At 62.5% G+C, this 23,215-nt stretch carries 17 protein-coding genes and 3 pseudogenes; 7 read left to right on the forward strand and 13 right to left on the reverse strand.

Annotation, left to right across the window (positions count from 1 at the left end; genetic code table 11):
- Positions 1-38 precede the first annotated feature (38 nt).
- Positions 39-656, reverse strand: coding sequence for a TetR/AcrR family transcriptional regulator (locus tag NDN01_RS17735; RefSeq protein WP_272623066.1), 618 nt, complete (start codon positions 654-656; stop codon positions 39-41).
- Positions 657-742: 86 nt separating this feature from the next.
- On the opposite strand from NDN01_RS17735, the gene NDN01_RS17740 reads away from it, so the two are divergent.
- The 6 genes and pseudogenes from NDN01_RS17740 to NDN01_RS25990 all read left to right on the forward strand — a co-directional run.
- Entirely contained in the window at positions 743-2,194 is a 1,452-nt protein-coding gene (locus tag NDN01_RS17740) for an efflux transporter outer membrane subunit (protein ID WP_272623067.1), read from the forward strand.
- 273 nt (positions 2,195-2,467) lie between these two features.
- A pseudogene (locus tag NDN01_RS17745) lies at positions 2,468-2,839 on the forward strand (transposase); the annotation flags it as partial.
- Between the two features lie 416 nt (positions 2,840-3,255).
- Positions 3,256-3,405: pseudogene (locus NDN01_RS17750) on the forward strand (helix-turn-helix transcriptional regulator); the annotation flags it as partial.
- A 37-nt stretch (positions 3,406-3,442) separates the two neighbouring features.
- Positions 3,443-3,628 (forward strand): helix-turn-helix domain-containing protein, encoded by a 186-nt coding sequence (locus NDN01_RS17755; protein WP_272623068.1) that lies wholly within the window; start codon positions 3,443-3,445, stop codon positions 3,626-3,628.
- 25 nt (positions 3,629-3,653) lie between these two features.
- Complete coding sequence (locus NDN01_RS17760; protein WP_272623069.1) at positions 3,654-5,471, forward strand: recombinase family protein; 1,818 nt, start codon at positions 3,654-3,656, stop codon at positions 5,469-5,471.
- A 92-nt stretch (positions 5,472-5,563) separates the two neighbouring features.
- Positions 5,564-5,715: pseudogene (locus NDN01_RS25990) on the forward strand (IS5 family transposase); the annotation flags it as partial.
- Here the strand turns inward: NDN01_RS25990 and NDN01_RS17765 are convergent.
- From NDN01_RS17765 to NDN01_RS17820, 12 genes are all read right to left on the reverse strand, one after another.
- On the reverse strand, positions 5,712-7,043 hold the full coding sequence (locus tag NDN01_RS17765) for a CitMHS family transporter (protein ID WP_272623070.1): 1,332 nt from the start codon (positions 7,041-7,043) through the stop codon (positions 5,712-5,714). The pseudogene NDN01_RS25990 and the gene NDN01_RS17765 sit on opposite strands and share 4 nt — an antisense overlap.
- 72 nt (positions 7,044-7,115) lie before the next feature.
- Positions 7,116-8,261: an acyl-CoA dehydrogenase family protein gene (locus NDN01_RS17770; protein WP_272623071.1), complete on the reverse strand. Its 1,146-nt coding sequence runs from the start codon at positions 8,259-8,261 to the stop codon at positions 7,116-7,118.
- Positions 8,258-9,403, reverse strand: coding sequence for a CaiB/BaiF CoA transferase family protein (locus tag NDN01_RS17775; protein WP_272623072.1), 1,146 nt, complete (start codon positions 9,401-9,403; stop codon positions 8,258-8,260). Before NDN01_RS17775 ends, NDN01_RS17770 begins: the two co-directional genes overlap by 4 nt.
- Positions 9,400-10,017 (reverse strand): 3-isopropylmalate dehydratase small subunit, encoded by a 618-nt coding sequence (leuD, locus tag NDN01_RS17780; RefSeq protein ID WP_272623073.1) that lies wholly within the window; start codon positions 10,015-10,017, stop codon positions 9,400-9,402. Before leuD ends, NDN01_RS17775 begins: the two co-directional genes overlap by 4 nt.
- Entirely contained in the window at positions 10,018-11,421 is a 1,404-nt protein-coding gene (leuC, locus tag NDN01_RS17785) for a 3-isopropylmalate dehydratase large subunit (protein WP_272623074.1), read from the reverse strand.
- Positions 11,418-12,242 (reverse strand): isocitrate lyase/PEP mutase family protein, encoded by an 825-nt coding sequence (locus NDN01_RS17790; RefSeq protein ID WP_272623075.1) that lies wholly within the window; start codon positions 12,240-12,242, stop codon positions 11,418-11,420. The genes leuC and NDN01_RS17790 overlap by 4 nt, the downstream gene beginning before the upstream one ends.
- Positions 12,243-12,255: 13 nt before the next feature.
- Positions 12,256-13,713, reverse strand: a complete 1,458-nt coding sequence (locus NDN01_RS17795) for an MmgE/PrpD family protein (protein ID WP_272623076.1) — start codon at positions 13,711-13,713, stop codon at positions 12,256-12,258.
- Positions 13,714-13,762: 49 nt separating this feature from the next.
- Entirely contained in the window at positions 13,763-14,956 is a 1,194-nt protein-coding gene (locus NDN01_RS17800) for a citrate/2-methylcitrate synthase (protein WP_272623077.1), read from the reverse strand.
- 23 nt (positions 14,957-14,979) lie between these two features.
- Positions 14,980-16,020, reverse strand: a complete 1,041-nt coding sequence (locus NDN01_RS17805) for a CapA family protein (protein ID WP_272623078.1) — start codon at positions 16,018-16,020, stop codon at positions 14,980-14,982.
- Between the two features lie 6 nt (positions 16,021-16,026).
- The gene (locus tag NDN01_RS17810) at positions 16,027-17,313 is read right to left on the reverse strand and encodes an MFS transporter (protein WP_272623079.1); all 1,287 of its coding nucleotides are present in this window, start codon (positions 17,311-17,313) and stop codon (positions 16,027-16,029) included.
- Complete coding sequence (locus NDN01_RS17815; protein ID WP_272623080.1) at positions 17,313-18,488, reverse strand: PrpF domain-containing protein; 1,176 nt, start codon at positions 18,486-18,488, stop codon at positions 17,313-17,315. The genes NDN01_RS17810 and NDN01_RS17815 overlap by 1 nt, the downstream gene beginning before the upstream one ends.
- A gap of 31 nt (positions 18,489-18,519) precedes the next feature.
- Positions 18,520-21,534 (reverse strand): TonB-dependent receptor, encoded by a 3,015-nt coding sequence (locus tag NDN01_RS17820; protein ID WP_272623081.1) that lies wholly within the window; start codon positions 21,532-21,534, stop codon positions 18,520-18,522.
- A gap of 124 nt (positions 21,535-21,658) precedes the next feature.
- On the opposite strand from NDN01_RS17820, the gene NDN01_RS17825 reads away from it, so the two are divergent.
- Positions 21,659-22,858 carry a citrate synthase gene (locus tag NDN01_RS17825; protein WP_272623082.1) on the forward strand — a complete coding sequence of 400 codons (1,200 nt, stop codon included), beginning with the start codon at positions 21,659-21,661 and terminating at the stop codon, positions 22,856-22,858.
- The last annotated feature ends 357 nt before the right edge of the window (positions 22,859-23,215 follow it).

Raw genomic sequence — 23,215 nt, forward strand, 5'->3', positions numbered from 1 at the left:
CCAGTGACCAATTCGTCAACTGGTCACTGATATTTTTGTTACGGAGCCAGACTTCGCAGGATCAGGCTCACCACCTCGTTCGTCGCATCGGGCACCAGATCGAGATTATATTCAAGCGCGCGCGGATCGACGAACGGCTGCGACGCCAGCATGATCGCGCGGACCGCTTCGTCGAGCGGGGTCTTGCGCTCGAATTCCCCTGCCGCACGACCTTCGACCAGGATCGTGTGCAGGAGCACTTCCAACTGCCCGAGATAGCGTACCGAAGAACCCCATTTCTCGGAGGAGGACACGGCCGCAATATCGTAAAGCTTGCGGTCTTCGAAGAACAGGTCGACGCCCATGGAAGCAATGGTTCTCAGCATCTTGCGAAGCCTTTCGGACGCCGAGCCTGCGCCGGCAATCTCCGCCTCGATGCCTAGGATGATTGTGCCCAGCACCTGGCTGCAGATCGCCTCGCCAATCTCCTGCTTTGATTTGAACAACCGGTAGAAATACGTCTTGGAGAAGCCGATTTCCTTGGCGAGATCGGCCAGGGTCGTCTTGGCATAGCCATATTTGCTGAAATGGTCGGACGCCACGGCGATCAGTTGCTCGCGGACATTCGGTTCGGCGGTGCCGCCATCGGCGGCCGGATCGACTGGGGCTTGGACCATGTCATCGATATAGCCGCGACGTGCCGATTGACAACCTGTGACCAAATCATACATTGGTCACTTCTCAGGCGAACGATCGGACTATCATGCACACATCCATTGCATCGGCGACCCTGATGTCGGGGATCCTGCTCACGGGGTGCGCGGTCGGCCCCGATTACCGTCGTCCGACGGTTACGGCGCCGCCCGCGTTCATGGGTGACGCCGGGATCGCCAGCCGGCAAGCGGCCCAGCCGGCCGACCTTGCGCATTGGTGGGATGGCTTCAACGATCCTCTGCTCAGTAAATTGGTCATCACGGCGCAGGCAGATAATCTGGACATCGCGCAGGCCATTGCCCGGGTCCGCCAGTCCAAAGCCAGCCTCAACGCGGCGACGGCGGCGCTCCTTCCCTCGGCTTCGGTTTCGGCATCGGCGGGCCACCAGCGAAATTCGGTCGACGCACCGCCCGGCGCCCTCGCCAGCGCCCTCGGGTTCAGCCGTGACTATGACAGCTATGAAGGCGACGTCGTTGCCAGTTGGGAAGTGGATATCTTCGGCGGGCTCAGGCGCGGGCGCGAGGCGGCCCTTGCCGAGTATCAGGCATCCGGTGCCGCCGCAGTGGCGGCGCGCCTCGTGGTGGCCGCGCAAGTGGCCGACACCTATGTCACCATCCGGGGCTTGCAGACCCGGCTTGCGATCGCCCGAGAACAGGTGACGACGCAGCAGAAGCTCGTCGCAACCGTCCAACTCCAATATCGCAAGGGCATCGCGGCCGAACTTCAGCTTCGGCAAGCGGAGGGTGTCCTCTCGCAGGTCCAGGCGACTGTCCCGGTATTGGAGAGCGCGCTGGATGCGGCGATGAACGCGCTCGACGTCATCATGGGCGCGCAACCGGGAACGTATCGGCCGCAGCTCGATCCGGCGCTCCCGATCCCGACCGCCCCGTCGATCGCGAATGCGGGCAGTCCGGCCGATTTGTTGCGCCGCCGCCCCGACCTCATCATCGCCGAACGCCGCCTGGCCGCGTCGAACGCGCGCATCGGCCAAGCGATCTCCGATTATTATCCGAAATTCTCACTGTCCGGTCTGCTCGGCACCGCCAGCACAATCGGGACGGGGGCGCTGTTCACGGGCGGCGCGACGCAGGGACAAGGCTTTGCCGGGCTGCGCTGGAGACTGTTCGACTTCGGCCGCATCAACGCGGAGATCAAGGCCGCCAGGGGCGCCAACGCCGAAGCGCTGGCCGCTTATCGCCTGACTGTCCTGCGCGCGTCCGAGGATGTCGAGGATTCGTTCTCGGCACTGGTCAAGCGCGAGCAGCAGGAGAATGTGCTGGCGGGCGGGGAGAAATCGCTCACGCGGGCACGCCATGCCTCCGATGCCGCGTACAAGGGCGGGGTCGTGAGCCTGATCGAGGTCCTCGACGCGGATACCCGGCTTCTTCAGACACGCGACCAGCGGGCGCAGGCGCGGACCGAGGCGGCGCGCGCCGCAATTTCATCGTTTCGGGCGCTCGGCGGTGGCTGGAACCCCCCGACACAGGTGGCGCTGAGGTAGATACGCCACCTCGGGAAATTTGCCGAAACGACGGCTCTCAGGCTTGCCGTCGCTCTGCCTGAGCGACTGGAGGGTGGCGCAATGCTCATCGTTCGCCCGGAAATTCGCGCGGCCGCTTTTGTCAGGAGCAGCCGATTTGAGGCTCGTGAGCGAACGTCCGAAAATGGGTCGCAATCTGCCTATCAAATATCGCGAAGCCATCGCTCGAACGACATCGGGCGCTGAGCGACATGACGAATGCCGCATGACACCCGCCTGCGCACAACCCATCGGAATACCGATGGGCGAGGGCTGCTGCTCGAACCCCACCCGGCCGACGTGCAGGATCGCGACGCTGCCGGTCCCGTGCTCCAAGCCTCCCGGCCGATGTTCCCCTTCATCGAGAAGCTGTTCGCAGACACTGCCTATGATCATCAGCGTGTCAGCGGCGCCACCACCCTCACCGTTGAAATCGTGCGCAAAATCGCTGGTCAGGTCGGCTTCGTCGTCCTGCCGCGACGATGGGTCGTCGAGCGCTTCTTCGCCTGGATCAACCGGAACCGACGCCTCGCAAAAGACGTCGAGGCCTCTCTCAACTCCGCCAGAGCCTTCCTCTACACCGCCTCAATCATGCTCCTCGTCCGGAGGCTCGCTCGCTCAACATGACTTCTCGGACGGACTCTTAGATGCGCAAATCGGCACTTCAGTGCCTCCCCCGTTGCGCGGCGAGAATGTTTGACGCAGCCTTGCCCTTGGCGGGCAGACCATCACAAAAGGATGGAATGCCATGAACGACTCGACCTGAGCAAAGCGGGGTACCGCTTCAATAGTGGCAGGAATAGAGCCTGCAGGCGTGATGGAAAAGCAACACTGGGACAAAAGTTGAGCTGAAGACATTCGACGATAATTCTCCGCCAACTTACGCCAGCTTCCGCCACAGTCCGACCTCGTCCGCCAGTATTTGCCGGCGCTTGTACGCCCGAGCCCAACAGCGCCCAACACGCCCCTTGTCTGGGACCCAAGGCTATTGGATGCAGGTTCCACGGGGGCGTTTGCAAACACGTGACTTGAGAGACACGCCCATGTCCAACCCTGATCGTATCATTCGTTTGAAGACCGTGCTCGACCGCACAGGCCTTTCCCGCACGACCCTGTATCGCAAGATGGCCGACGGCACCTTTCCCGACAAGGTGCGGATCAGCATCCACGGCGCCGGCTGGCACGAGTCTGCTGGATGCGCCAGACCCGATCGAGGCGATCCGCTTCCGAATGGAGCAGCAGGGTATCAGCCGGAAGGACCTCGAACCGATGATCGGCACGCGCGGGCGCGTCTCCGAAGTGATGAACCGCAAGCGCGGCCTGACGATCGAGATGATCCGTCGCTTGCATGAGGGACTGGGCATTTCCGCCGATGTGCTGATTCAGCCCATTCGTCCGGAGCGTGCCGCCGCCTGAGAGACCGGCAACAGGAGAGCATCCCATGACCCGCGCCGCATTATATGCCCGATACTCTTCAGACCAGCAGAGCGCATCGTCGATCGACGACCAGTTGCGCATCTGCCGGGAACAGGCCGCGCGCGAGGACTGGCAAGTCGTCGGCATTTACAAGGATGCGGCGATCTCGGGAGCGAGCGTTTCCCTCCGCCCCGGTATCCAGGCGCTGTTGCAGGACGCCCAGGCAGGCAAGTTTGATGTGGTGCTGGCGGAAGCTCTGGATCGCGTCTCGCGCGATCAAGCCGATGTGGCGACGCTCTACAAGCATCTGCAGTTCGCCGGCGTGAAGATCGTCACCCTGGCCGAAGGCGAGATCTCGGAACTGCATGTCGGCCTCAAGGGCACGATGAACGCGCTGTTCCTGAAGGATCTCGCGAACAAGACGCGCCGGGGGCTGCGCGGTCGGATCGAGAAGGGCAAGGCCGGCGGGGGCCTTTGCTATGGCTATGACGTCTTGAAGCGGCTCGATCTCAATGGCGAGCCAGTACGCGGCGAACGGACCATCAACGCGGCCGAAGCCGAGGCCGTCCGTCACATCTTCCCCGACTTCGCCAACGGGTTGAGCCCACAGGCTATTATCGAGCGCCTAAACGCAGGCGGCATCGCCGGCCCCGGCGGCAAGCTGTGGAGCGCGACCACGATTCGCGGCCATGTGAAGCGCGGCACCGGCCTGCTCAACAACGAGCTCTATATCGGCAAGCTCGTGTGGAATCGGCAGCGCTACATCAAGGATCCGCGCACCGGTAAACGCGTATCGCGCGTCAATCCCGCTTCCGAATGGATCACGACCGACGTACCCGAGCTGCGCATCATCGATGACGCGTTGTGGCAGGCGGTGAAGGCGCGCCAGGAGATCATCACCACGCAGTTCGCCAACGCCATCGCCGCTACCCGCGCCAGCTTCCAGCTAAACGCGACGCATCGCCCCAAATCACTCCTGTCTGGGCTGGTGAGCTGCGGCTGCTGCGGCGGACCCTATGCCCTGCGCCTGAAGGCTCGCTTCGCCTGCTCTAACCGCGTCGATACCAGGAGCTGTGACAACGGCCATTCCATCACGCGCACAGAGTTGGAGGCGCGCGTCCTCGACGGCCTGCGCGACAAGCTGATGGCGCCGGATATCGCGGCGGAAGCGGTCCGCGCCTATGTCGATGAGACCAACCGGCTCAACCACCAGCGCCGCGCGGCGAGCACAGCGGACAAGGCCGACATGGAGAGGGTCAGCAAGGCCATCAGGGGCCTCGTCACCATGGTGGAGGACGGTCAGGGCACACGCACGCTCATTGAGCGCCTTCGCGATCTTGAGAGCCAGGAAGATGCGATCCGTGCGCGGACGGATGCGGCGCCGATCGACGCACCCGATATTCACCCGAACATCGCCGAGATTTACCGGAAGAAGGTCGAGCGGCTTGCGGAAGCGCTCAACCATCCGGCCGAGCGCGATGAGGCGGCGGACGCGATCCGGGGACTGATCGAGCGCGTGACGCTGACCCCGGGCGCGAAGCGCGGCGAGGTCAATGCGGTGCTCCATGGCGAGTTCGGGACCATATTGGAATGGATGGAACGTCGCGGAGATGGCGCTGGTGCCAAAACAGCAACAGCCCTCGCCGGAGGACCGGAGAGGGCTGTTATGCGTTCGATGGTTGCGGGGACACGCAACCAACGATACCGGCGCAACAAAAGCGGCGACCCCGAAGGATCGCCGGTATCGTTGGTTGCGGGAGCACACAACCAACGATGCTTGCGGAATTCGTTCACTCGACTGTTCGAGATGCATATTCCAAAATTGACTGCAGGCCTGCGGTAAGCTTCACGTCGGCCCTCGAGCCATTTGAGTATTGCGTCGGGATTGCTGCCTAACCGCGCGATACCAGCAGGTGCCGATGATCTGCGCCAGATCGTCAGCGCAGCCGCGTCGAGCAACTCTTCAATAAGCTCGAAAACTGGGCCGAATTGCCACCCGCTACGACAAAACCAAAGAGTCCTATCTCGGCTTTGCCACCATCGCTTCAGCTTGGCTCTGGATGCCCTTTGTCCACGATGACAGCTAGTGGAAGAGCGGTATGGCGCCAAATAGGAGCGCGGCGGTAATCAGGATTAAACACAGACCAAGTGAGTAACGAATGGCAAACCGCTGGAAGTCCGCAAGCTCGATGCCGAGGATCGCGCATTTGAGGTAGACTGCGGGGACGAGCGGGCTGAGGCCGTGGACAGGTTGCCCCAGGAGCGATGCACGTCCGATCTCCTCGGCCGATATGCCATACGCCGCGCCGGCTTCTGCAATCACCGGAAGGACGCCGAAGTAAAAGGCGTCGCTCGACAGGAAGAAGTTCATCGGAATGCTGATCAGCGCGGTGATTAGCGCCAGATAGGGGCCGCTGGCGTCCGGAAGGCTGAGAATGACCGCCTTTGCCATCCCCGCCGTCATACCCGTACCCGACATGATCCCGGTGAAGGCGCCGGCGGCGAGTACGAGCAGCGCCACGCTGAGCGCGTTGCCCGCATGCGCCATGATGCGTTTACGCTGATCCGGAAGACCCGGATAATTGATGACGAGCGCCAGCGAGAAACCGACCATGAACGTTACCGGCAAGGGGGCCAAGTGGAGCACGACGCATGCCATGACCACCGCCGTCAATCCGAAATTCACGAGCAATAGCTTTGGCCTCAGCGCATTCTCATCGATGACGAACACCTCGCCCAATGGCGCCTGCGACGCGTCGGTCGCGGTCACATAGCTGCCGCAGGCCGTCGGCCCACCGTCCGCCAATCGTCGATATTCCCGTCCGCCGAGCCACCACGCTAGCGCGAAAACCGACAGCAGTCCGGTCGCGAGCACGGGCAGCATTGGGAGGAAAAGCGTGTTAGGATCGATCCTCAGGGTCGCGGCAATCTTGGCAACCGGCCCACCCCAAGGTGTCATGTTCATGATGATGAAGCTCAGGCTGCCGATGACGGCGTAGACCATGATGTCCATCTGAAGGCGCCGATAGACCGGCAGGATCGACGATGCGCCAACCAGCGTCGTCGTCGTCCCGTCGCCATCGAGGCCGACCGTGCTCGCGATCGCCGCCTGCCCGATCGTTGCCCGGCGAGGATCGCTACCGACCCATCGCACAATCGCCCCGACGAGAGGCTTGAACAGGCCGGCATCGATCATCAGGCCGAAATACAGAATGGCGAAGACGAGCAAAATACCAGTAGGGGCGACCTGCTTGATGCCTTCAAGCATCATCGCTGGCGTACGAGTCCCTGCTCCCGCCAACAGCGCGAACGCGATCGGCACGAGGATGAGGGCGGCCACGGCGGTGACCCGCCTGGTCATGACGACGACGGTCAAAACGATGACCATCAGGAATCCAAGGACCGCAATTGACATCGATTATCCTTCAGGCGTCCGGTCTTCGGCAGAGCGCGGACGAGAGCGACAGCACGCCGGGACCATTCAGTCTTACCCCCCGCGCTTGATGGTTTCTCGAGCGATGATGAGCTGCTGAATCTGGCTCGTGCCCTCGTAGATCCGGAACAAACGCACGTCGCGATAGAGCCTCTCGATACCGTAGTCAGCGATGTACCCGGCCCCGCCAAAAATCTGCACAGCGCGGTCGGCCACACGACCAACCATCTCGCTCGCGAAATACTTCGCAGCGGCGGAACCCATCACGACGTCCGTGCCTTCATCCTTGGCCGCAGCCGTCTCCAGCACAAGCGCACGGGCGGCCAGCGATTCCGTCTTTGAGTCGGCGATCATAGCTTGAATAAGCTGGTGCTCGGCGATCGGCTTGCCGAACTGCTGGCGTTCGCTGGCGTAACCTACACAGTCCGCGATGAGACGCTCGGCCAGGCCGACACATACCGCAGCGAGGTGAAGACGGCCGCGGTCGAGCACGCGCATCGCGATCTTGAAACCTTCGCCCTCGGCGCCGATCCGGTTCTCGACCGGCACAGGAACATCGTCGAGATTCACATCGGCGACCTTCGCGCCTTTCTGGCCCATCTTGCGTTCGGGATCGCCGACCATGACGCCGGGGAGAGACCTGGGCACGAGGAATGCTGAGACGCCGCGAGCGCCGGGTTCATCGCCCGTGCGGGCCATCACCGTGAACAGGTCGGCGCGGTCGGCGTTCGTGATGTAACGCTTTGTCCCGCTCAGTCGGTAGACATCACCATCCCGTACGGCGCGCGTCTTCACGGCGCCGCTGTCGGACCCAACGTCAGGCTCGGTCAGCGCAAAGCTGGTGATGATCTCGCCGCTCGCGATCCGGGGGAGCCAGTACGCCTTCTGATCGTCATTGCCTGCCATCACCAGGCCCTGGCTCCCGATTCCGACGTTGGTGCCGAAATTCGAGCGGAAGGCGGGCGTGGTCCGCCCCAGTTCGATCGCGACCTTCGCTTCCTCGAGCATGGTCAAACCGAGGCCGCCGTACTCCTCGGCGATCGAGAGCCCGAACAGCCCCATTGCCCGCATCTCATCGACGACGTCCGCCGGAACAGCGTCGTCCCGCTCGACCTGCGCCTCGAGCGGACGAAGGCGCTCGGCCACGAACCGGCGCACGGCGTCGATCAGCGCGTCGAAGGTTTCTGGATCGAGGCTCATGGGTCGCTCCTGCAGGCGAGTGGCGGACTGGCGCCTGCGGACACCATTCTGACTGCATCGATCACGATCGGGCTGGCGACACCTGGAATTCCGTCGCGTTCGATGCGCATTCCGCGACTGCGGACGTGTTCATCGGCGAACGCCTCGGCCACGGTATTGATAGATCCCGCGGGAACACCCGCCGCCTCCAGCTTTTTGGCAAGCTGCGCCTTGGTCCAGGATCGCGTTGCGGCCTCCAACAGCGGAATCAATTCCAGCCGGTTCGTCACGCGCGCAGGATTGGTGGCGAACCGGGGATCGGTTCCAAGCCCCAGTCCCAGCACGTCGCAGAAGCGGCGGAACTGACTGTCGTTCCCAACCGCGATGACCAGTGCCCCGTCCGCTGCTGGAAAAGACTGGTACGGTGACAGATTGGCGTGGCCGTTCCCCATCCGGTGCGGCACCCGACCCGAGGTCATCCAGTTGAGTGCCTGGTTGGCGAGCACCGCGACCTGCACGTCCAAAAGCGACATGTCGACATGCGAACCCCGGCCAGTCTCGTTCCGGAGCCGCAGCGCAGCCATGATCCCCACGGCTGAATAGACTCCGGTGAAGATGTCCGCGGCGGCGATCCCCGCCTTCTGCGGGGGACCGTCGGGCTCCCCCGTCATCGACATCAGCCCGCCCATTCCCTGGATGATGAAATCATATCCGGGACGATGGCTGTAAGGACCGGTCTGCCCGAAGCCCGTGATCGAGCAGCTGATCAGCCGAGGATAGTCCCCTCGCAACGAGGCGTGGTCGAGGCCGTATCGGGCAAGGTCGCCCACTTTGAAATTTTCGATCAGGACATCGGCGTCGTCGAGCAACGCGCGCACTGCCGCCTGACCGTCCGGCGTGGAGATGTCGATCGCGACGCCCCGCTTCCCGCGGTTTGTCGAATGATAGAAGGCCGCGCCCAGATCGTTGCCGTCGGCGTCGCGCACAAACGGCGGCCCCCATTGGCGGGTATCGTCGCCCTCGCCGGGCTTCTCGACCTTGACTACCTCGGCGCCGAGGTCGGCCAACAGCTGACCGCACCACGGCCCGGCGAGAATGCGGGCCAGTTCGACGACCTTTATCCCCGCGAGCGGTGCAGTTCCGTTCGATTCGTTCGCGCTCATTTCTGGACGCCCCAGATCCATGGCCGCCGGGACCGGTCGTCGATCTGCCAAGCCTGAATGACATCGCCATCACGCAGCGTCAGACCGATGTCGTCCAATCCTGCGAGCAGCGCGTCCCGGCGCTGCGCATCGATCTCGAAGCGCAGCGCCGGGACGTCGGGCGACCGAACTTCGCAACGTTCGAGATCGACCTCGAACAAGCTCGGAATCCTCGCCGTCTCCATCAGTACGAGCACCGAGGCTTCGGGCAGGCGTATCGGCAAGAGGCCGTTCTGGAAGCAGTTGGCGTAGAAGATGTCCCCGAATGACGCTGAGATCACACAACGGATACCCGCCCCCTGCAGCGCCGTGACGGCGGCCTCGCGCGACGACCCGCACCCGAAATTTGGACCGGCAATCAGGATGGGTGCGTTTCTGAAACTGGCGGCGTTCAAGACGAAGTCCGTGTTCTCGGTTCCGTCTGGAAGATACCGCAACGCCTCGAAGGCCCAATGCCCGATCTGAGCCGGATCACCAGCCGTAAGACGCTCGATGCGGATGATCACGTCAGTGTCGACGTTGGCCAACTCCAGCGGAGCGGCGACGCCAGCGACGATGCGAACGGGGTCGAACATTCAAAACGTCCTGACATCGGCGATGGCACCGGCGAGCGCTGCCGCCGCCGCGCTTGCAGGGCTGGTGAGATGGGTACGAGCTCTCGGCCCTTGGCGCCCGACGAAATTTCGATTGGAGGTGGATACACAGCGCGCGCCGGGAGGGACCTGCTCACCGTTCGCAGCAACGCACATCGAGCACCCAGGCTCGCGCCACTCAAAACCCGCATCTCTGAAGACGCGATCCAGCCCCTCCGCCTCGGCTGCACGCTTGACCTGGAGAGAGCCTGGAACCACCCACGCCGTGACACGGTCGGCCTTCGTGCGACCCCGGATGATTGACGCCGCATCCCTCAGATCCGAGAGCCGCGAGTTCGTGCACGAACCGATGAAGACCCAGTCGACAGGCGTTCCCACAATCGGCTTGCCAGGCTCGAGCCCCATATACTCAAGGGCAGCGACCATCGACTCCCGCTGGTTCGGATCGGTCGCAGAGGAGGGATCAGGAATCAGTCCATCGATGGAAATGCCCTGGTCCGGACTCGTACCCCATGTGACGACCGGGGCGACGTCCGCTGCGTCGAGTTCGACGTCGCGGTCAAAGCTGGCGCCTTCGTCGCTGGCGAGATCGCGCCATGACCGACGTGCCTGCTCGAACGCCTGAGCCTTGGGCGCGAAGGGACGCCCCTCGACATAGGCAAAGGTCTTGTCGTCCGGCGCCACGAGACCCGATCGGGCACCCAGCTCAACCGAGAGATTGCACAGCGTGAGCCGTGCTTCCACGTCCAGCGCTCGGATGGCGCTGCCGGCATATTCGATACTGTGCTGCACACCTGCTGAGGCCCCCAACGTCTTCAGGATGTGCAGAATTACGTCCTTTGCCGTGCATCCCCGTCCCAAGCGGCCATCGACGGAGATCCGCATCCTTTTGGGGCGCTGCATCCGCAAGGTGCCGCTAGCCAGGGCGTGGGCGCTTTCCGTCGTTCCGACACCGAATGCCAAGGCGCCCAAGCCCCCATTGGTACAGGTATGGCTGTCACCGCAGATGAGCGTGGCTCCCGGAAGGGCTATGCCCATCTCAGGCGCCATCACGTGCACAATTCCCTGCCCCGTCTCCCCAAGATCGAAAAAGTGTATGCCGGCAGCTGCGCTGAGAGCTCGCAACCCTTCGTACAGGCGCGCGCCCGGTGCAAAGGTCGAACCCGTCCGTCCCGGCGCGCTGGAGACGATGTGATCTGGCGTCGCGAATACCAGGTCGGGGTTGCGCACAGGCAAGCCGCGCTCTCGCAACTGCATCAGCGATCTCGGACCCGAGAGATCGTGCAATAGGTGGCGGTCGATGTGAAGCAACGCCCAGCCATCCCCCAAGTCCCGCACGACATGGGCTTCCCATATCTTATCAAGGATGGTTTGCGGTCCTGTCATGCATATTCGCGCCGAAGCGCGTCCCACTCGGTCGCGCCCATGCGACGGAACCCTTCAGAGGGTGCGGGCTCGTTTTCCGAGGCGATCGGCAGGCCACTCGCCTTCAACGCCCGCAGCGCGGCATCGGCCGCCGGGATCACGGCACGCAGGAGGACGCTCGGACAGATCGCGAGCCGATAGCCCATGGACCGCGCATCCTCGAACGAGACTACCGGCGTCTTGCCGCCCGCGACCACGTTGAGCAGGCATGGGCCGTTCACGCGCTTCGGCACTTCGGAAAGCTCATCGAGCGACTGGACGGCCTCGAGGAAAATCATGTCGGCACCCGCGGCCATCGCCCGGTTCGCGCGGTCCACGGCGTCGTCGAGGCCCGTCACGGCGCGTGCGTCGGTCCGAGCGATGATCATGAAGTCACGGTCCCTCTTGGCAGCGACCGCAGCGGCGATCTTGCCAGCGAACTCCTCCGGCGTGATGACCTGCTTGCCGTCCAGATGACCACATTTCTTTGGCGAGACCTGGTCCTCGATATGGATCGCGGACACGCCCGCGCGCTCGAAGTCGCGCACCGCACGTGTGACGTTGAGCTCGTTGCCGTATCCCGTGTCGGCATCCGCGATCAGCGGCACAGCGATCGCGGCCGCCATATAGGCTGCGTTGTCCACCATTTCGTTCGCCGTCAGCAGCCCGTAGTCAGGGAAGCCATGCGCCATCGAGGTGCCGGCTCCGGTCATGTAGACAGCATCGAACCCGGCCTGATCGACGAAGCGGGCCGTAAGTCCATCATAGGCGCCGGGGGCCACGACGAGCGGTTCGCGCGCCATCAGCGCGCGCAGTTCAGCCGACCTGGACATGGGTGGCCTCCTGTCCAGCGTGAACTTCGAACGGGCTTCCCACGGTCGGAGCGAGCAGCGCCACCAAATCTCCGACATCGGACAGTGTGTCGAGCCCCAGGACGGCGCGGACGATCGCGTCGCGCCTATCGTTATCAATGATGCCTTCTGTAAGCGTGGCGAACTTCGCCAACACCTCGTCCCGCTTGAGCGGATCGGCTACCGTCCGCGGCATGCCGATGTGCTGAGTCGCCTCGGTGCCATCGGTATAGGACACCACCATCGTGATGTTCCCGGTCCGCCCGAACCCGTCCATGTCGGGATTATGGTGAGCACGTATCTTTGGGATCAGCGACCAGACATCGTCTGCGTCGATCCGCGTCGGCGAGAACTGATGCACCATCGCGGCTCCGTCGAGAATCGCTGCAGCGACAGCGTAGCCGACGTTCATCTGCGCGCCGATCGGCGTGAGCGGTCGCTCCACCTCCCACCAGCCATGATGATAGGCCGCATGGGACATGCCAATCTCGATATGCTCGATGTCGTCGGCCTTCCACGGCCGACGCTCAGCGATCTTGAACACGGCGTCGAGGGGGGCATGGAGCGCCCCCATGGCCGCGTACGGTTTCAGAACGATGCGATGAGTCTCCCATTGCTCGCCAAGACCCTCGGAAATCTTCTCCGGCAAGGGTTCGTGCCCTTCGCCGAAGACCGCTAGAAAGCCGCCATAGTCGCGCTCGAATACCCGCTTGATCCCGGTATAGCCCCCCTTTGCGAGCATGGCGGCGTAGTAGCCGCTTTTTGCGCTGAAGCCGTGGTGCATGCGCTTGCACATCGCCTCATACTGGGCTGCCATCAGGCCTGCGGACTGGGTGCCCGCCAGGCCAAGCGCATCCTCATAAGTCCCCGGTGAGAAGCCAAGCACTTTCCCGACGGCGACTGCCGCCGCGTGCGTCCCAAAGACAGCGCCGGAATGCCAGCCGCGGGAAAGCATCTGCGGCCCACGCAGCGCCATTCCAACTCGCGGCCCGACCTCAAAACCGGCAATCGACGCCAGCAGGAAGTCAGCACCACTGATTTTCTGGCGCGAAGCGAGGGCGAACAGCGCCGGCAGGACGACCGAGGCGCTGTGCAGCGGACCGAGGGGATGGAAATCGTCCAGCTCAAAGCCCTGGATGAAGGTTCCGTTGAGTAGCGCCGCGGCCGGCGCAGTCGTCGTGCGATCCCAGCCGATGATCGGAGCCTCGCCTGTCCCTTCAAGGTCGAGCACCGCCTCCACCGCGACACGCGACCAAGGGAGTTGCGCGCCAACGATCGCACACCCGAGGCCATCGAGTATCAGATCCTTCGCGCGCTCGATTGTTTCCGCTGGGACCACGGCCAAAGTCAGATCGGTCAGCCATGTGCAGAGTTGACCAGTGACGCCTGCCGGGTCGGTCACATCCTGGGTCGCTTCGGCCATATCTAGTCTCCTGTTGAAAGCGGGATGCTCGGCGCCATCGACGAGCGGGTCATTCGGGAAGCCGCCCAAGATAGAGCGAGCGTGGGCGCACGACGTCGTGCGTCGATTGTTCGAGAGCGTGGGCGATCCAGCCGCAGATGCGGCCGATCCGCAGCAGCGAGAGGTCTTTGTGCAGTCGGATCAGCTTCCGGTTGAACACCCAAAGCGCGAGCACGAATTGGGGGGCGAGGCCGGTCGCGTCGCGCACCATATCGACGACGCGCAGGAAGCGAGCAATGTCGGGATCGTCCGGCAGAAAACGGCGGTATGTCGATAGTATAGCATTAACCCGGCTATCGCCGCCAACGTGGATATAGGCACCGAAACCAGGGAGCGCCTCGCCCGATCGAAGCCGCCCAAGGATTGGCGCCGTGGGATCGACAGCTTCGTCGATCTCGTCCAGCAGCCGACTTGCGCCCCTCGCCCGAACCTGGACACCGCGGCGCCCCTCGGCCGTCATCATTGCGGCCATCATTACGCGATAGGGCGACACCCCCGTGTTCGCGACGGCCCGCGCCGCCAGTGTTGTCGGGTCGAGATCATGATCTGCAGAGAGCACAAGCAACCGCCGGGCGACTTCGGCCCATCCGTCTCGCTCGGTAACAGGCACTTCGGAAACGACCTGCAGGTGGATTGGATCAGTTGATATGGTGTCGCGGCCAACCATCAGGGCGACGACCCAGCGCAGCATGCCTGCGCCGCCCTCAGCGAAGCCGTTCGGCGTCGCGTCGAAACAGCGCGGATTGGCACGCTCCATGAATGGCACCAGGGCACCGACACGGTCCGGAAAATCAAGTGCGCTAATCTCGCCGGAAAACCCAGCGTTCAAGGCCGGCAGCGCGGGCAGCGGTGCGTCGAATACATCCACGTCCTCAAGATCCCAGAGGAGAGTGGCAACTTGTTCCAGAGTATGCGTCTCAGCCAGCGCGGTGACGTCGCGGCCGCGATAGTAGGTGCCGGTCCGCGTCACCAATGTGATGGCGGAATCAGAGACAAGCGTCGCAAAGCCGGTACCGCCCCGAGAGGAAGGCCGCCCCTTCATCCGCTCGACATCCGAAAGCCAGTAGCGACTTTCGCGCTGGCCGGGAGATCGCTGTACGCGCAAATGGCCACGACTGACGTACGTGTAAAGCGTCGCCATGCTCACCCCGAGAATGGCAGCCGCCTCCCGCGCGCTGATGTACAGCTTGTCGTCAAGTTCCATCGCCGAGCCCATCGTGGTTTCGCTCAGACCGGCTTTACCACGACGCGGTCGCCCTCGACCGATAGAGACGCACCGTGGGCGACGCTTTGTTTGGTCAGCCAGTCGAGTGGCTCACGCTCTTCCGCGATGCTTGCCGGCACCGTCTCGTTGTTGTCGTCGTGGCGGACGAAGGTGAACGACACCTCCGGATCACGTCCCGCCTCAATCGAGAGACTTGGAAGTACGCCGATCCAGTCCCCGTGCTTCATCCCAAGATGGCCGGTATGGAACGAGAAGCTCCCCAGACCGTAAAAGATCGGCTTCGACTTGTAGAAGCCGATCGGCAGCGGCTTGTGCGGCCCGTGGCCCATCACGACATCCGCCCCGGCGTCGATCGCGGTCTTCGCGATCTGCGGCATATAGGCGAGAACCTCTGTCGAGAGGCCCCAGTGGCACGAAGCGATCACCACATCGACCTGCGAACGAAGGGCTGCGATGTCGGCGGCGAAGGCGTCGAGGTATTCCTGGTCGGCCCAGGTAACGATCAGCGGCGGAATTCCGGGCCGATTGAACGGCGGTAGCCGAGTATCGTGTCGGTGCATCGGGACATGGTAGGCGGTGTGCGCCCGAATAACGGCGATTCCGACGCCACTGACTCCGGCTTCGTGGTTCGTCGACCAGTACACGCTGCTGCGCTGAAGGAACCCGTAGCGAATGCCCTCCTTCTCGATGATCGCGGGCGCTCTCGCTTCGGAAAGGTTGCGGCCGGCACCGGCGTAACTCAAGCCAGCCTTCTTCAAAGTGTCGATAGACCCCAGTATCGCGCCCTCGCCATAGTTGACGTTGTTCGCCACGCCGAAGACGTCGATGCCGCTTGCATTGAGCAGCGACGCACCGAGATCGGGTTCGACGAAGAAACCCTCATGCTCGATCGCGTGCCCGTTGGGTGGCGTGTAGAGCGAGCACTCGAGGTTGGACGCGATGAAATCCGCGGCCTCGAGCGTAGCCTGCAGGGGTCTGAAAGGCGTCTCACCCGGCCTTGAGTTCATTAGGTTGATGTCGCCCGTGAGCATGATTTTAGGCATTGAAAACTACCCTTGGATGCCGGCGGCAGTATCCGCCGGCGCGTTGCGAAGAAGTTGATCGGCTATAAGTGTCGCGGCGATGCCGAGGGCGGCCGCTACGACGATGTAGGCAACCATGGCCGTGGCCCCGAACCGGTGGGACAATATGGTGAGCGATAGCGGAACGGTGCTCACGAAAAGCGCAAGACCCAGGTTATAGGACACGCCGAAACCGGTCAGGCGAATGCTTGCCGGAAAAAGCGACGTGCCGACCTGAAAGGCGCACCCAACGTTGCCCATGGCGAGCGAAGCCAGGGCGAACCAACCGAGCAAAGCCTGTGGAGATCGCGGGTCGACGCCCAGCAACCCGGCTGAGCACACCACCGCGATGCCGCAGGTCGCGCCGATGCGCAACGCTCGCGTCGCCCCGACTTTGTCGGCGATCCAGCCCCAGAGCACGGCCGACGCCGACAGGAACAGAAAGGCGACCATGATGACCCACGCCGTCGTGGATGTTTTTACATGATAAGCGGTCTGTAGAAAGAGCGGTGTGAAGGTGTAGATCACCGCGATCGTCGATCCGACATAACCCGCCAGCAACACCACCGAAAACATGGCCAGCTTGTGGTCGCGCACAACCGTACTCAGCGGAGCCTTGCGGCGGGCGTCTTTCCGAGCGGCAAGGAATGCTGGAGATTCGTGCAGCTTGCGGCGCGCGATCAGCGCGACAAACCCGAGGGCTCCGCCAAGTAGAAAGGGAATGCGCCAGCCGAACGACAGAACCTGCTCGCGGGTCAGCACAGTGGTAACGGCGGCAGCCACTGCCGCCGCCAGGAAATAACCGAGATGAATGGCGCCATATAGCGACCCCGACGCCAGTCCTCGTTTGTTTACCCCGGCAAGCTCGTTGGTAAACACAGCGGCGCCAGACAATTCGCCGGCGCTCGCCATCGCCTGCATGATGCGAAGGAATAACAGGAGAATGGGCGCGCCCGCGCCAATCATCGCGTATGTCGGCAGCAGCCCGATGGCGATCGTCGGGATCGCCATCAGTAATAAGGTAAGCAGAAACGACCGCTTGCGCCCTTCGCGATCGCCGATCCTGCCCACGATGATGGCAGCGACCGGCCGAAAGATGAAGGAAACGGAGAAAAGCGCGATGGCCTGCAGATCACGAACCCATTCGGGCTGCGAACTCGCGAAGAACACGGTGCCGATGATACTGAGGAAAATCGCCGATGTCTGGAACTCGTAGAACTCCAGCATCGATCCCGCCGCCACCAGCCCGAGAGTCTTGGCGTTCCCGTTCGCCATCAGCCGACGATCGTTGAGTTCAAGAAGTTCGACACGTCCGATGCGGGGACCAACACCGCTCCCTGAAAGAGCCGGCGCTGCGTCCGATACACGCTACCCTCCCGCGCAACCCAGCCACCGTCGTCCTCGGCAACGTCCGCGGCAACCGTCAGTACACCGGAAGGTGTCGCGATGCGGATCGCGTGCGTGCTCCAGTTGGGCCCGCGCGCCTCCGCAACAAGGGTGCCCGCGATGGCGCTCGCTACTCCGGCGCAGATTGCGCCGGTCAGCGGCGACGCGCGGTGCGGCTGTCCTGAAGAAATCATTCGCACGGCGAAATCGGCGTCGGCAGCAACGATTTCTTCGCCACCCAACGTCCGAGCCGCCTTGGACGGCGCAACCATTGATATCAGGGCCAGACGCTTCGGCTTCGTGCTGGCCCCCGGCTTGGCCGGGAGCAGGGCCAGGGCCGCGGCACCGATCGCGGTGAGCCGTTCAAGAACATCCGTGCGCTTGTCTAGGTCGATTGGCGACTCTACCCCCGTCAGCCCCAGGTCCGCAGCTCGGACGAAGCAAACAGGGTTAGCCGCATCAACAATGGACGCCTCGATCGGGTCACCCACCTCGGGAAGAAGCAGGTCGATGGTATTCCCAGTAGGAAGCAATCGCCCCGTAGCTGCGCCGCCTGGAGATTCGAAGACCAGCTTGATCGGCGCTCCGGTTCCCGCGACACCTGGAATGGTGAGATCACCATGACTACACGGAAGCCCTCCGTGAACCGGAAACTGCGACCGGATAATCCGGTTTGTATTGACGTTGTGAATCCGCACTATCGCCTCTTCACCGACGGCGGAGATCATCCCCTCCTCAACGGCAAATGGGCCAATGGCCGAGGACATGTTGCCGCAATTGCCGTCAAACGAGACCTTCGCCTCGGTGACCCCAATCTGCACGAACAAATAGTCGACGTCCGCATCGGCACGGGTCGGTGGGCTGATCACGCAGACCTTGGAAAGAGACGACAAGCCGCCTCCCATTCCGTCAAGCTGACGAACAGACGGGTCGGGGGTCCCCATCGCTCGCATGAACAGCGCAGGCCATAACTCTCTATCCGTAGGCAGATCTCGCTCATGGAAGATCAAAGCCTTGCTCGTGCCGCCACGAGCGAACACGGCCGGTATCGAAATCTGTGTCACAGCTGGTGACTCCTCATGGGATTGGAATCGCTCACCACTTCATCTTGAACGCGACGGAGAAGCGCCGACCCAGAACATCGTAGATCTGGAAGTTGGTGGGAGCTTGGAAGGTGGTGGCGATCGGCGTGATCGGCGGGTCTTTGTCGAACAGGTTCAGCACGTTCAACGTAACCGCCGCGTCCGAGCCGCCCATGTCGAACTTGAAGCCGATCACGGCATCGACATAGGTGACCTGCGGGACGCGGTTCTGTTCGGGAGAGAGCTGCGCATCGGTATAGTTGGGATTGACCTTACCCGGCGCGATCAGCCGCTCGGTCAGACCCAGCAGGAGGGCGCTGCTGCCGGAGAGCGGCAGTTCATAGTCTTGCGTAAGAGTGGCCGTCCATCGCGGGATACCGCCGCCACTGGGAATTGCCAGCTGGTTCAGGCCGTATGCGCCGATGAGCGTCGGGCCGGCGGGCGCGGTAAGCGCGGAGTTATCGTAGGTGAACGCGTAACTTCCAAGGGCGCGCAGGGCGAGCTTGCCGCCAGCCAGCATAGACCGATACCCTAGCTCGATATCGAGCCCAGAGGTCTTGACGGTGGCGACATTGATGGGCGCCAGCCGTACGACGACCCCGGCCGTCGTCGGCACAATGCCGGTGGTGGTCGTGACGGGATTGCCGCCAACGCTAATGAAGTTGCAGAATGACTGGTCACCCGCAAAGCATGCGTTCACCACACTCTGATTGACCGGAGCAGCGATCGCGTCGGAAATCTTCACGTCGAAATAGTCCACGGACGCCGAGAAACCGGGTAACCAGGATGGTTGATAGACGGCTCCCAACGTCAAGGTCTGCGCCACTTCGGGTTTCAGGTTGGGATTGCCGACCGTTAGCGAGACGGTGGTGACGTTCTGTCCTCCCGCCGAACTCGGATACACCGTCGACGACGTATTCGTCGAACTGGACACCGTCGAAAACAGGTCATTCGCGGTCGGTGCGCGGATATCCTGGGATCGCGTGGCGCGTAGCCGGAATTCGTCGCTGATTGCCCAACTCGGACCAATCTTCCAGGTGTAGGTCATCCCGCTGGTACTGTAATGCGTGGCCCGACCCGCTAGCGCCAAGTCTATCGATTTGGCGAACGGCAGATTCTTCAAGATCGGAATGCCAAGTTCGGCATATCCCTCCGTGACGTCGATCCGTCCCTTCAAAGGGCTCGGATTGTAGGTCTGGTAGCCGCCATATACGTTGTTGTACGCATCGCACCCGCCCGCTCGCAGGCCGGTACAACTAGTGAAGACGTCGGCCAGCGGAGACACTACGCGTTCGATGTCGTCGCGTCGGAATGCGGCGCCCACCGCGAAACTGATCGGCCCGGCGCCGAGGCCCAGTCCCTCGCCGAAGTCGCCGTTAAGATTGGCGCTGACGGTAAACTGCTTGTCCGTGGTGACGCCCCGTTCAAAGCCGCTGACGTAATCTGCGCCTGGTTGCGTGATAGTGTTCAGGCCGAGGACGTTGATGGGTACGCACCCCGGGTCGAGCCCCGCCAAGGTCGACCGGCAGACGATCGTATCGTTAGGGCCCACAACCGCGTCCGCCGCCGCATAGAGATTGCGATTGATCGTATGCCGCGCGGCGAAGTCCTGCTTTGCCTTGCTCGCGGTCGCACTGACGTCGAACTTCCAGTCATTCGCGAAACTGCCCTGAATCCCGGCCGTGGCTCGAACCAGCGAGTTGTCCGTCACAGTAAGGATTGGAAGCTCTGTGCCGGTGCGGCCTAGAGTGAACGACGCGATGTTGTTGGCGGCTAGGATCGAGCGAATATCGGCCGACAGGTAGGGATTGTCGGCGTAGATCCGGAATGCCCTCGTCGTCTGCTGATAGGAGTATGTGCCAACGCTGTTGGTCTTCGACCTATTGTACAATCCGTCGACATAGGCAGTTATCGTATCGCTCAGCTTGAACTCGCCGCGCAGGTAGCCGCCGTACCGTTCCTGGGTTGGGCTCAGGCCATTCACCGCGACCCCGCCATCCCCTCCGCTCTGAAACGCGGTGCCCGTGAACTGGCCGCGATCATAGGGCAGCACGGCGCCACCCAAGCCGAGTTGCTTGAACAGCAAAGCAGCCGTACCTGCAGCGCCAACGGTTCTCCCCGTGACCGCGGTCAGCCCGGTGATCAGCCCGCCTGGGGTCGAGTTGGAAAATCGCACGTCCGGGACGATGCCGAACGTCGTCGCCGACCCTGCCGGAAGCGTGACCAAGCCTGCGGGCTTGTCGAACCACTCGCGACCGGTCGGGGGCAGGCCGATCCCGTCCTGATGATAATATTCGGCGCTTCCGATCACGCGAAATCCGCCGAAATCGTGACCGGCAGCTAAGCTGACATGCTGATGCCCGCCATCGCCGTAATCAGTGACGCCGGCGTTCACGTCCAGTTTGAGACCGGTGAACTTCGTGTCGAGGATGAAGTTGACAACACCCGCGACCGCGTCCGATCCATAGGTGGACGACGCGCCGCCGGTGACCACGTCAATCCGTTGCAGCAACGCCTGTGGAATCACATTGGTATCGACCGATCCAAGCACATTGGTTGCAGGTAGCCGTTCGCCGTTCAGCAGTATCAGCGTTCGGTTAGCGCCCAGTCCGCGCAGGTTGAGCAACGCCTGTGCCCCACTGAGCAACTGCGATGAGGAACCGCCTTTCGAGGTGACTTGGCTACCCACGAAGGCAGGCAGCCTCGCGAGGGCTTCGCCAGCGCTGCTGGGTGACAACTGAGCCAGCTGGTCCGAGGAGACGATCGTCACCGGCGTGGGGGTCTTGAAACCGCTCGGCAAGCGGGATCCGGTTACAATAATGTCCGACGCACTTGCCGATTCGACCGTAGAGGGCGCCGCCGAAGGATCCTGCGGCACGCTCACAGGATCCGCAACGGTTGGCGACTGCGGAACAGTGGCCTGATCGGATGAGGCGGTCTTTTGAGCCTGCGCCGCATGCGCGAACAATCCCGCCTGAACGATTGCGATGATAGCGCAAAGGCTATGCTGCCGAATGAGCCTCTTCATGCATCCTCTCCCGTCGTCGGCGTTTATCGCCATTGACGCCAGAGCTAGCCGAAGCGAAAATATGGTCAATCTCGACTGGAATAATCGATATAGTTATGGAGCCGCGTCGGCGTAATACCAAGCCATGTCCGACCTTTACCTAACCGCAGATGAAGCCGCTTCGGAGCTTGGGATCAGCGTCAAATCGCTTTATGCGTACGTCTCAAGAAAGCGCATCCGCACGACCAACGGGGGGGGCTCTCGCTCCAAATATTATTGGGCTGAGGATATCGCGCGCGTGAAGCGCGGCGAGCGTCTGATCGTGCCGGATTCGATCCTCGTTCCCACTAGCGACATCACTAGTCTCGGCGACAAGGGACCGATCTACCGAGGAAGATCGGCCATTGAAATGGCGGAAAGCGAAACGTTGGAGTCGACGGCGGCTCATCTCTGGACCGTCCCAGAAAAAGAAGCGTTCTTGTCGCCGCCGCCTGCAGCGACCGGCTCAATGAAAGCCCTTCTCAAAGCTGCGTCCGGCCTGTCGATCATCGAACGGGCCGCCTGCATGCTGCCGCTTCTCGAGCATGCCAGTTCAACGAGTCACGACATCTCCATCCGCGGATATGGCCAAAGCGGCGCAAGCATATTGCGCTGGTTTGCAGCGTTGATGCTGGGCGAACAATCCGCGAGCGATGAAGCGATCCACCTACAGCTGAGCAAATCTAGCGACAGACCTATCGAGTTCGCCGACATATTGCGTCGGCTGCTCGTCCTTGCTGCGGATCACGAACTATCTCCTTCGACCTATGCGGTGCGCGCGGCCGCCAACACGGGCGTCACACCGCACCAGGCGATTGCGGTGGGACTCATCGCGTCACAGGGGCGACGTCTGCCGGGAGGGCGGACGTATCTGATCTCAAGGCTCGTCAATGAGATCATCGTCGCCGAAGCGCCGAAGGACGTCATCCTACGCTATTATCGCGACAACGAGGACCTTCCCGGTTTCGGGGATGGCGTCTATCCGCACGAAGATCCCCGAGCGACGGCAATTGCGGAGACTTTAGCAGTCAGGATGAATGACGATATTGCCGTGCGGCGCATGCTTGCAGCCGCGATGGCTGCGAAAGATTTGTTTGGCAAGGGCCCGGACTTTCTCGTGCTGATGATCCTGATTGAACAGCTGGTGGGCCTCACCGGCAATAAGGGATCGCTCATGCTGCTGGCCAGGATCAGTGGCTGGATTGCCCATGCCTCTGAGCAGAGCAGATCGGGTCCTGTGATCCGCATCCGCGCCGCCTACACGGGCAGGAGCGATCGGGCGCAGCAGCAGACAGAAGCGGGTTAGCGTACCTTTCGCTGCCTGCCGACCGGGTTCGAGGTGTCGTCGCTCAACCGACTTCTATCGCGAAAGTTTGGGCGATGACGGTCGAGCGGCCGGTCTGGAAGGCATGCAGCCCCCATTCTCCGCCTCGTTTTGACCGAAGTGGACAAACAGAAGGACATGCGATCCTCGTCAAGCCGGTAGCCGGGTTTCCCGGTCCGCTCGATCCATTCAAGGATGGTAGAGAGATCGCCCTGTAGGGTGATGTGGGTTTAGCCGCGCTTGTCGCCGGGGGTGCTGACGATGCAGTCGATCACCTCGCGGATGGCGTCGGCGGCTTCGAGCGCGTCGTCGGGATGGGATAGAGCCTCCGTCATCCGG

The organism is Sphingomonas sp. QA11 (genome assembly GCF_028473665.1).
Classification (GTDB): domain Bacteria; phylum Pseudomonadota; class Alphaproteobacteria; order Sphingomonadales; family Sphingomonadaceae; genus Sphingomonas; species Sphingomonas phytovorans.

Bases quoted from the DNA above. Each gene is read 5' to 3' on its own strand.
- NDN01_RS17735 (WP_272623066.1), bottom strand. From the start codon at position 656: ATGGTCCAAGCCCCAGTCGATCCGGCCGCCGATGGCGGCACCGCCGAA.
- NDN01_RS17740 (WP_272623067.1), top strand. From the start codon at position 743: ATGCACACATCCATTGCATCGGCGACCCTGATGTCGGGGATCCTGCTC.
- NDN01_RS17755 (WP_272623068.1), top strand. From the start codon at position 3,443: ATGGAGCAGCAGGGTATCAGCCGGAAGGACCTCGAACCGATGATCGGC.
- NDN01_RS17760 (WP_272623069.1), top strand. From the start codon at position 3,654: ATGACCCGCGCCGCATTATATGCCCGATACTCTTCAGACCAGCAGAGC.
- NDN01_RS17765 (WP_272623070.1), bottom strand. From the start codon at position 7,043: ATGTCAATTGCGGTCCTTGGATTCCTGATGGTCATCGTTTTGACCGTC.
- NDN01_RS17770 (WP_272623071.1), bottom strand. From the start codon at position 8,261: ATGAGCCTCGATCCAGAAACCTTCGACGCGCTGATCGACGCCGTGCGC.
- NDN01_RS17775 (WP_272623072.1), bottom strand. From the start codon at position 9,403: ATGAGCGCGAACGAATCGAACGGAACTGCACCGCTCGCGGGGATAAAG.
- leuD (WP_272623073.1), bottom strand. From the start codon at position 10,017: ATGTTCGACCCCGTTCGCATCGTCGCTGGCGTCGCCGCTCCGCTGGAG.
- leuC (WP_272623074.1), bottom strand. From the start codon at position 11,421: ATGACAGGACCGCAAACCATCCTTGATAAGATATGGGAAGCCCATGTC.
- NDN01_RS17790 (WP_272623075.1), bottom strand. From the start codon at position 12,242: ATGGCGCGCGAACCGCTCGTCGTGGCCCCCGGCGCCTATGATGGACTT.
- NDN01_RS17795 (WP_272623076.1), bottom strand. From the start codon at position 13,713: ATGGCCGAAGCGACCCAGGATGTGACCGACCCGGCAGGCGTCACTGGT.
- NDN01_RS17800 (WP_272623077.1), bottom strand. From the start codon at position 14,956: ATGGAACTTGACGACAAGCTGTACATCAGCGCGCGGGAGGCGGCTGCC.
- NDN01_RS17805 (WP_272623078.1), bottom strand. From the start codon at position 16,020: ATGCCTAAAATCATGCTCACGGGCGACATCAACCTAATGAACTCAAGG.
- NDN01_RS17810 (WP_272623079.1), bottom strand. From the start codon at position 17,313: ATGGCGAACGGGAACGCCAAGACTCTCGGGCTGGTGGCGGCGGGATCG.
- NDN01_RS17820 (WP_272623081.1), bottom strand. From the start codon at position 21,534: ATGAAGAGGCTCATTCGGCAGCATAGCCTTTGCGCTATCATCGCAATC.
- NDN01_RS17825 (WP_272623082.1), top strand. From the start codon at position 21,659: ATGTCCGACCTTTACCTAACCGCAGATGAAGCCGCTTCGGAGCTTGGG.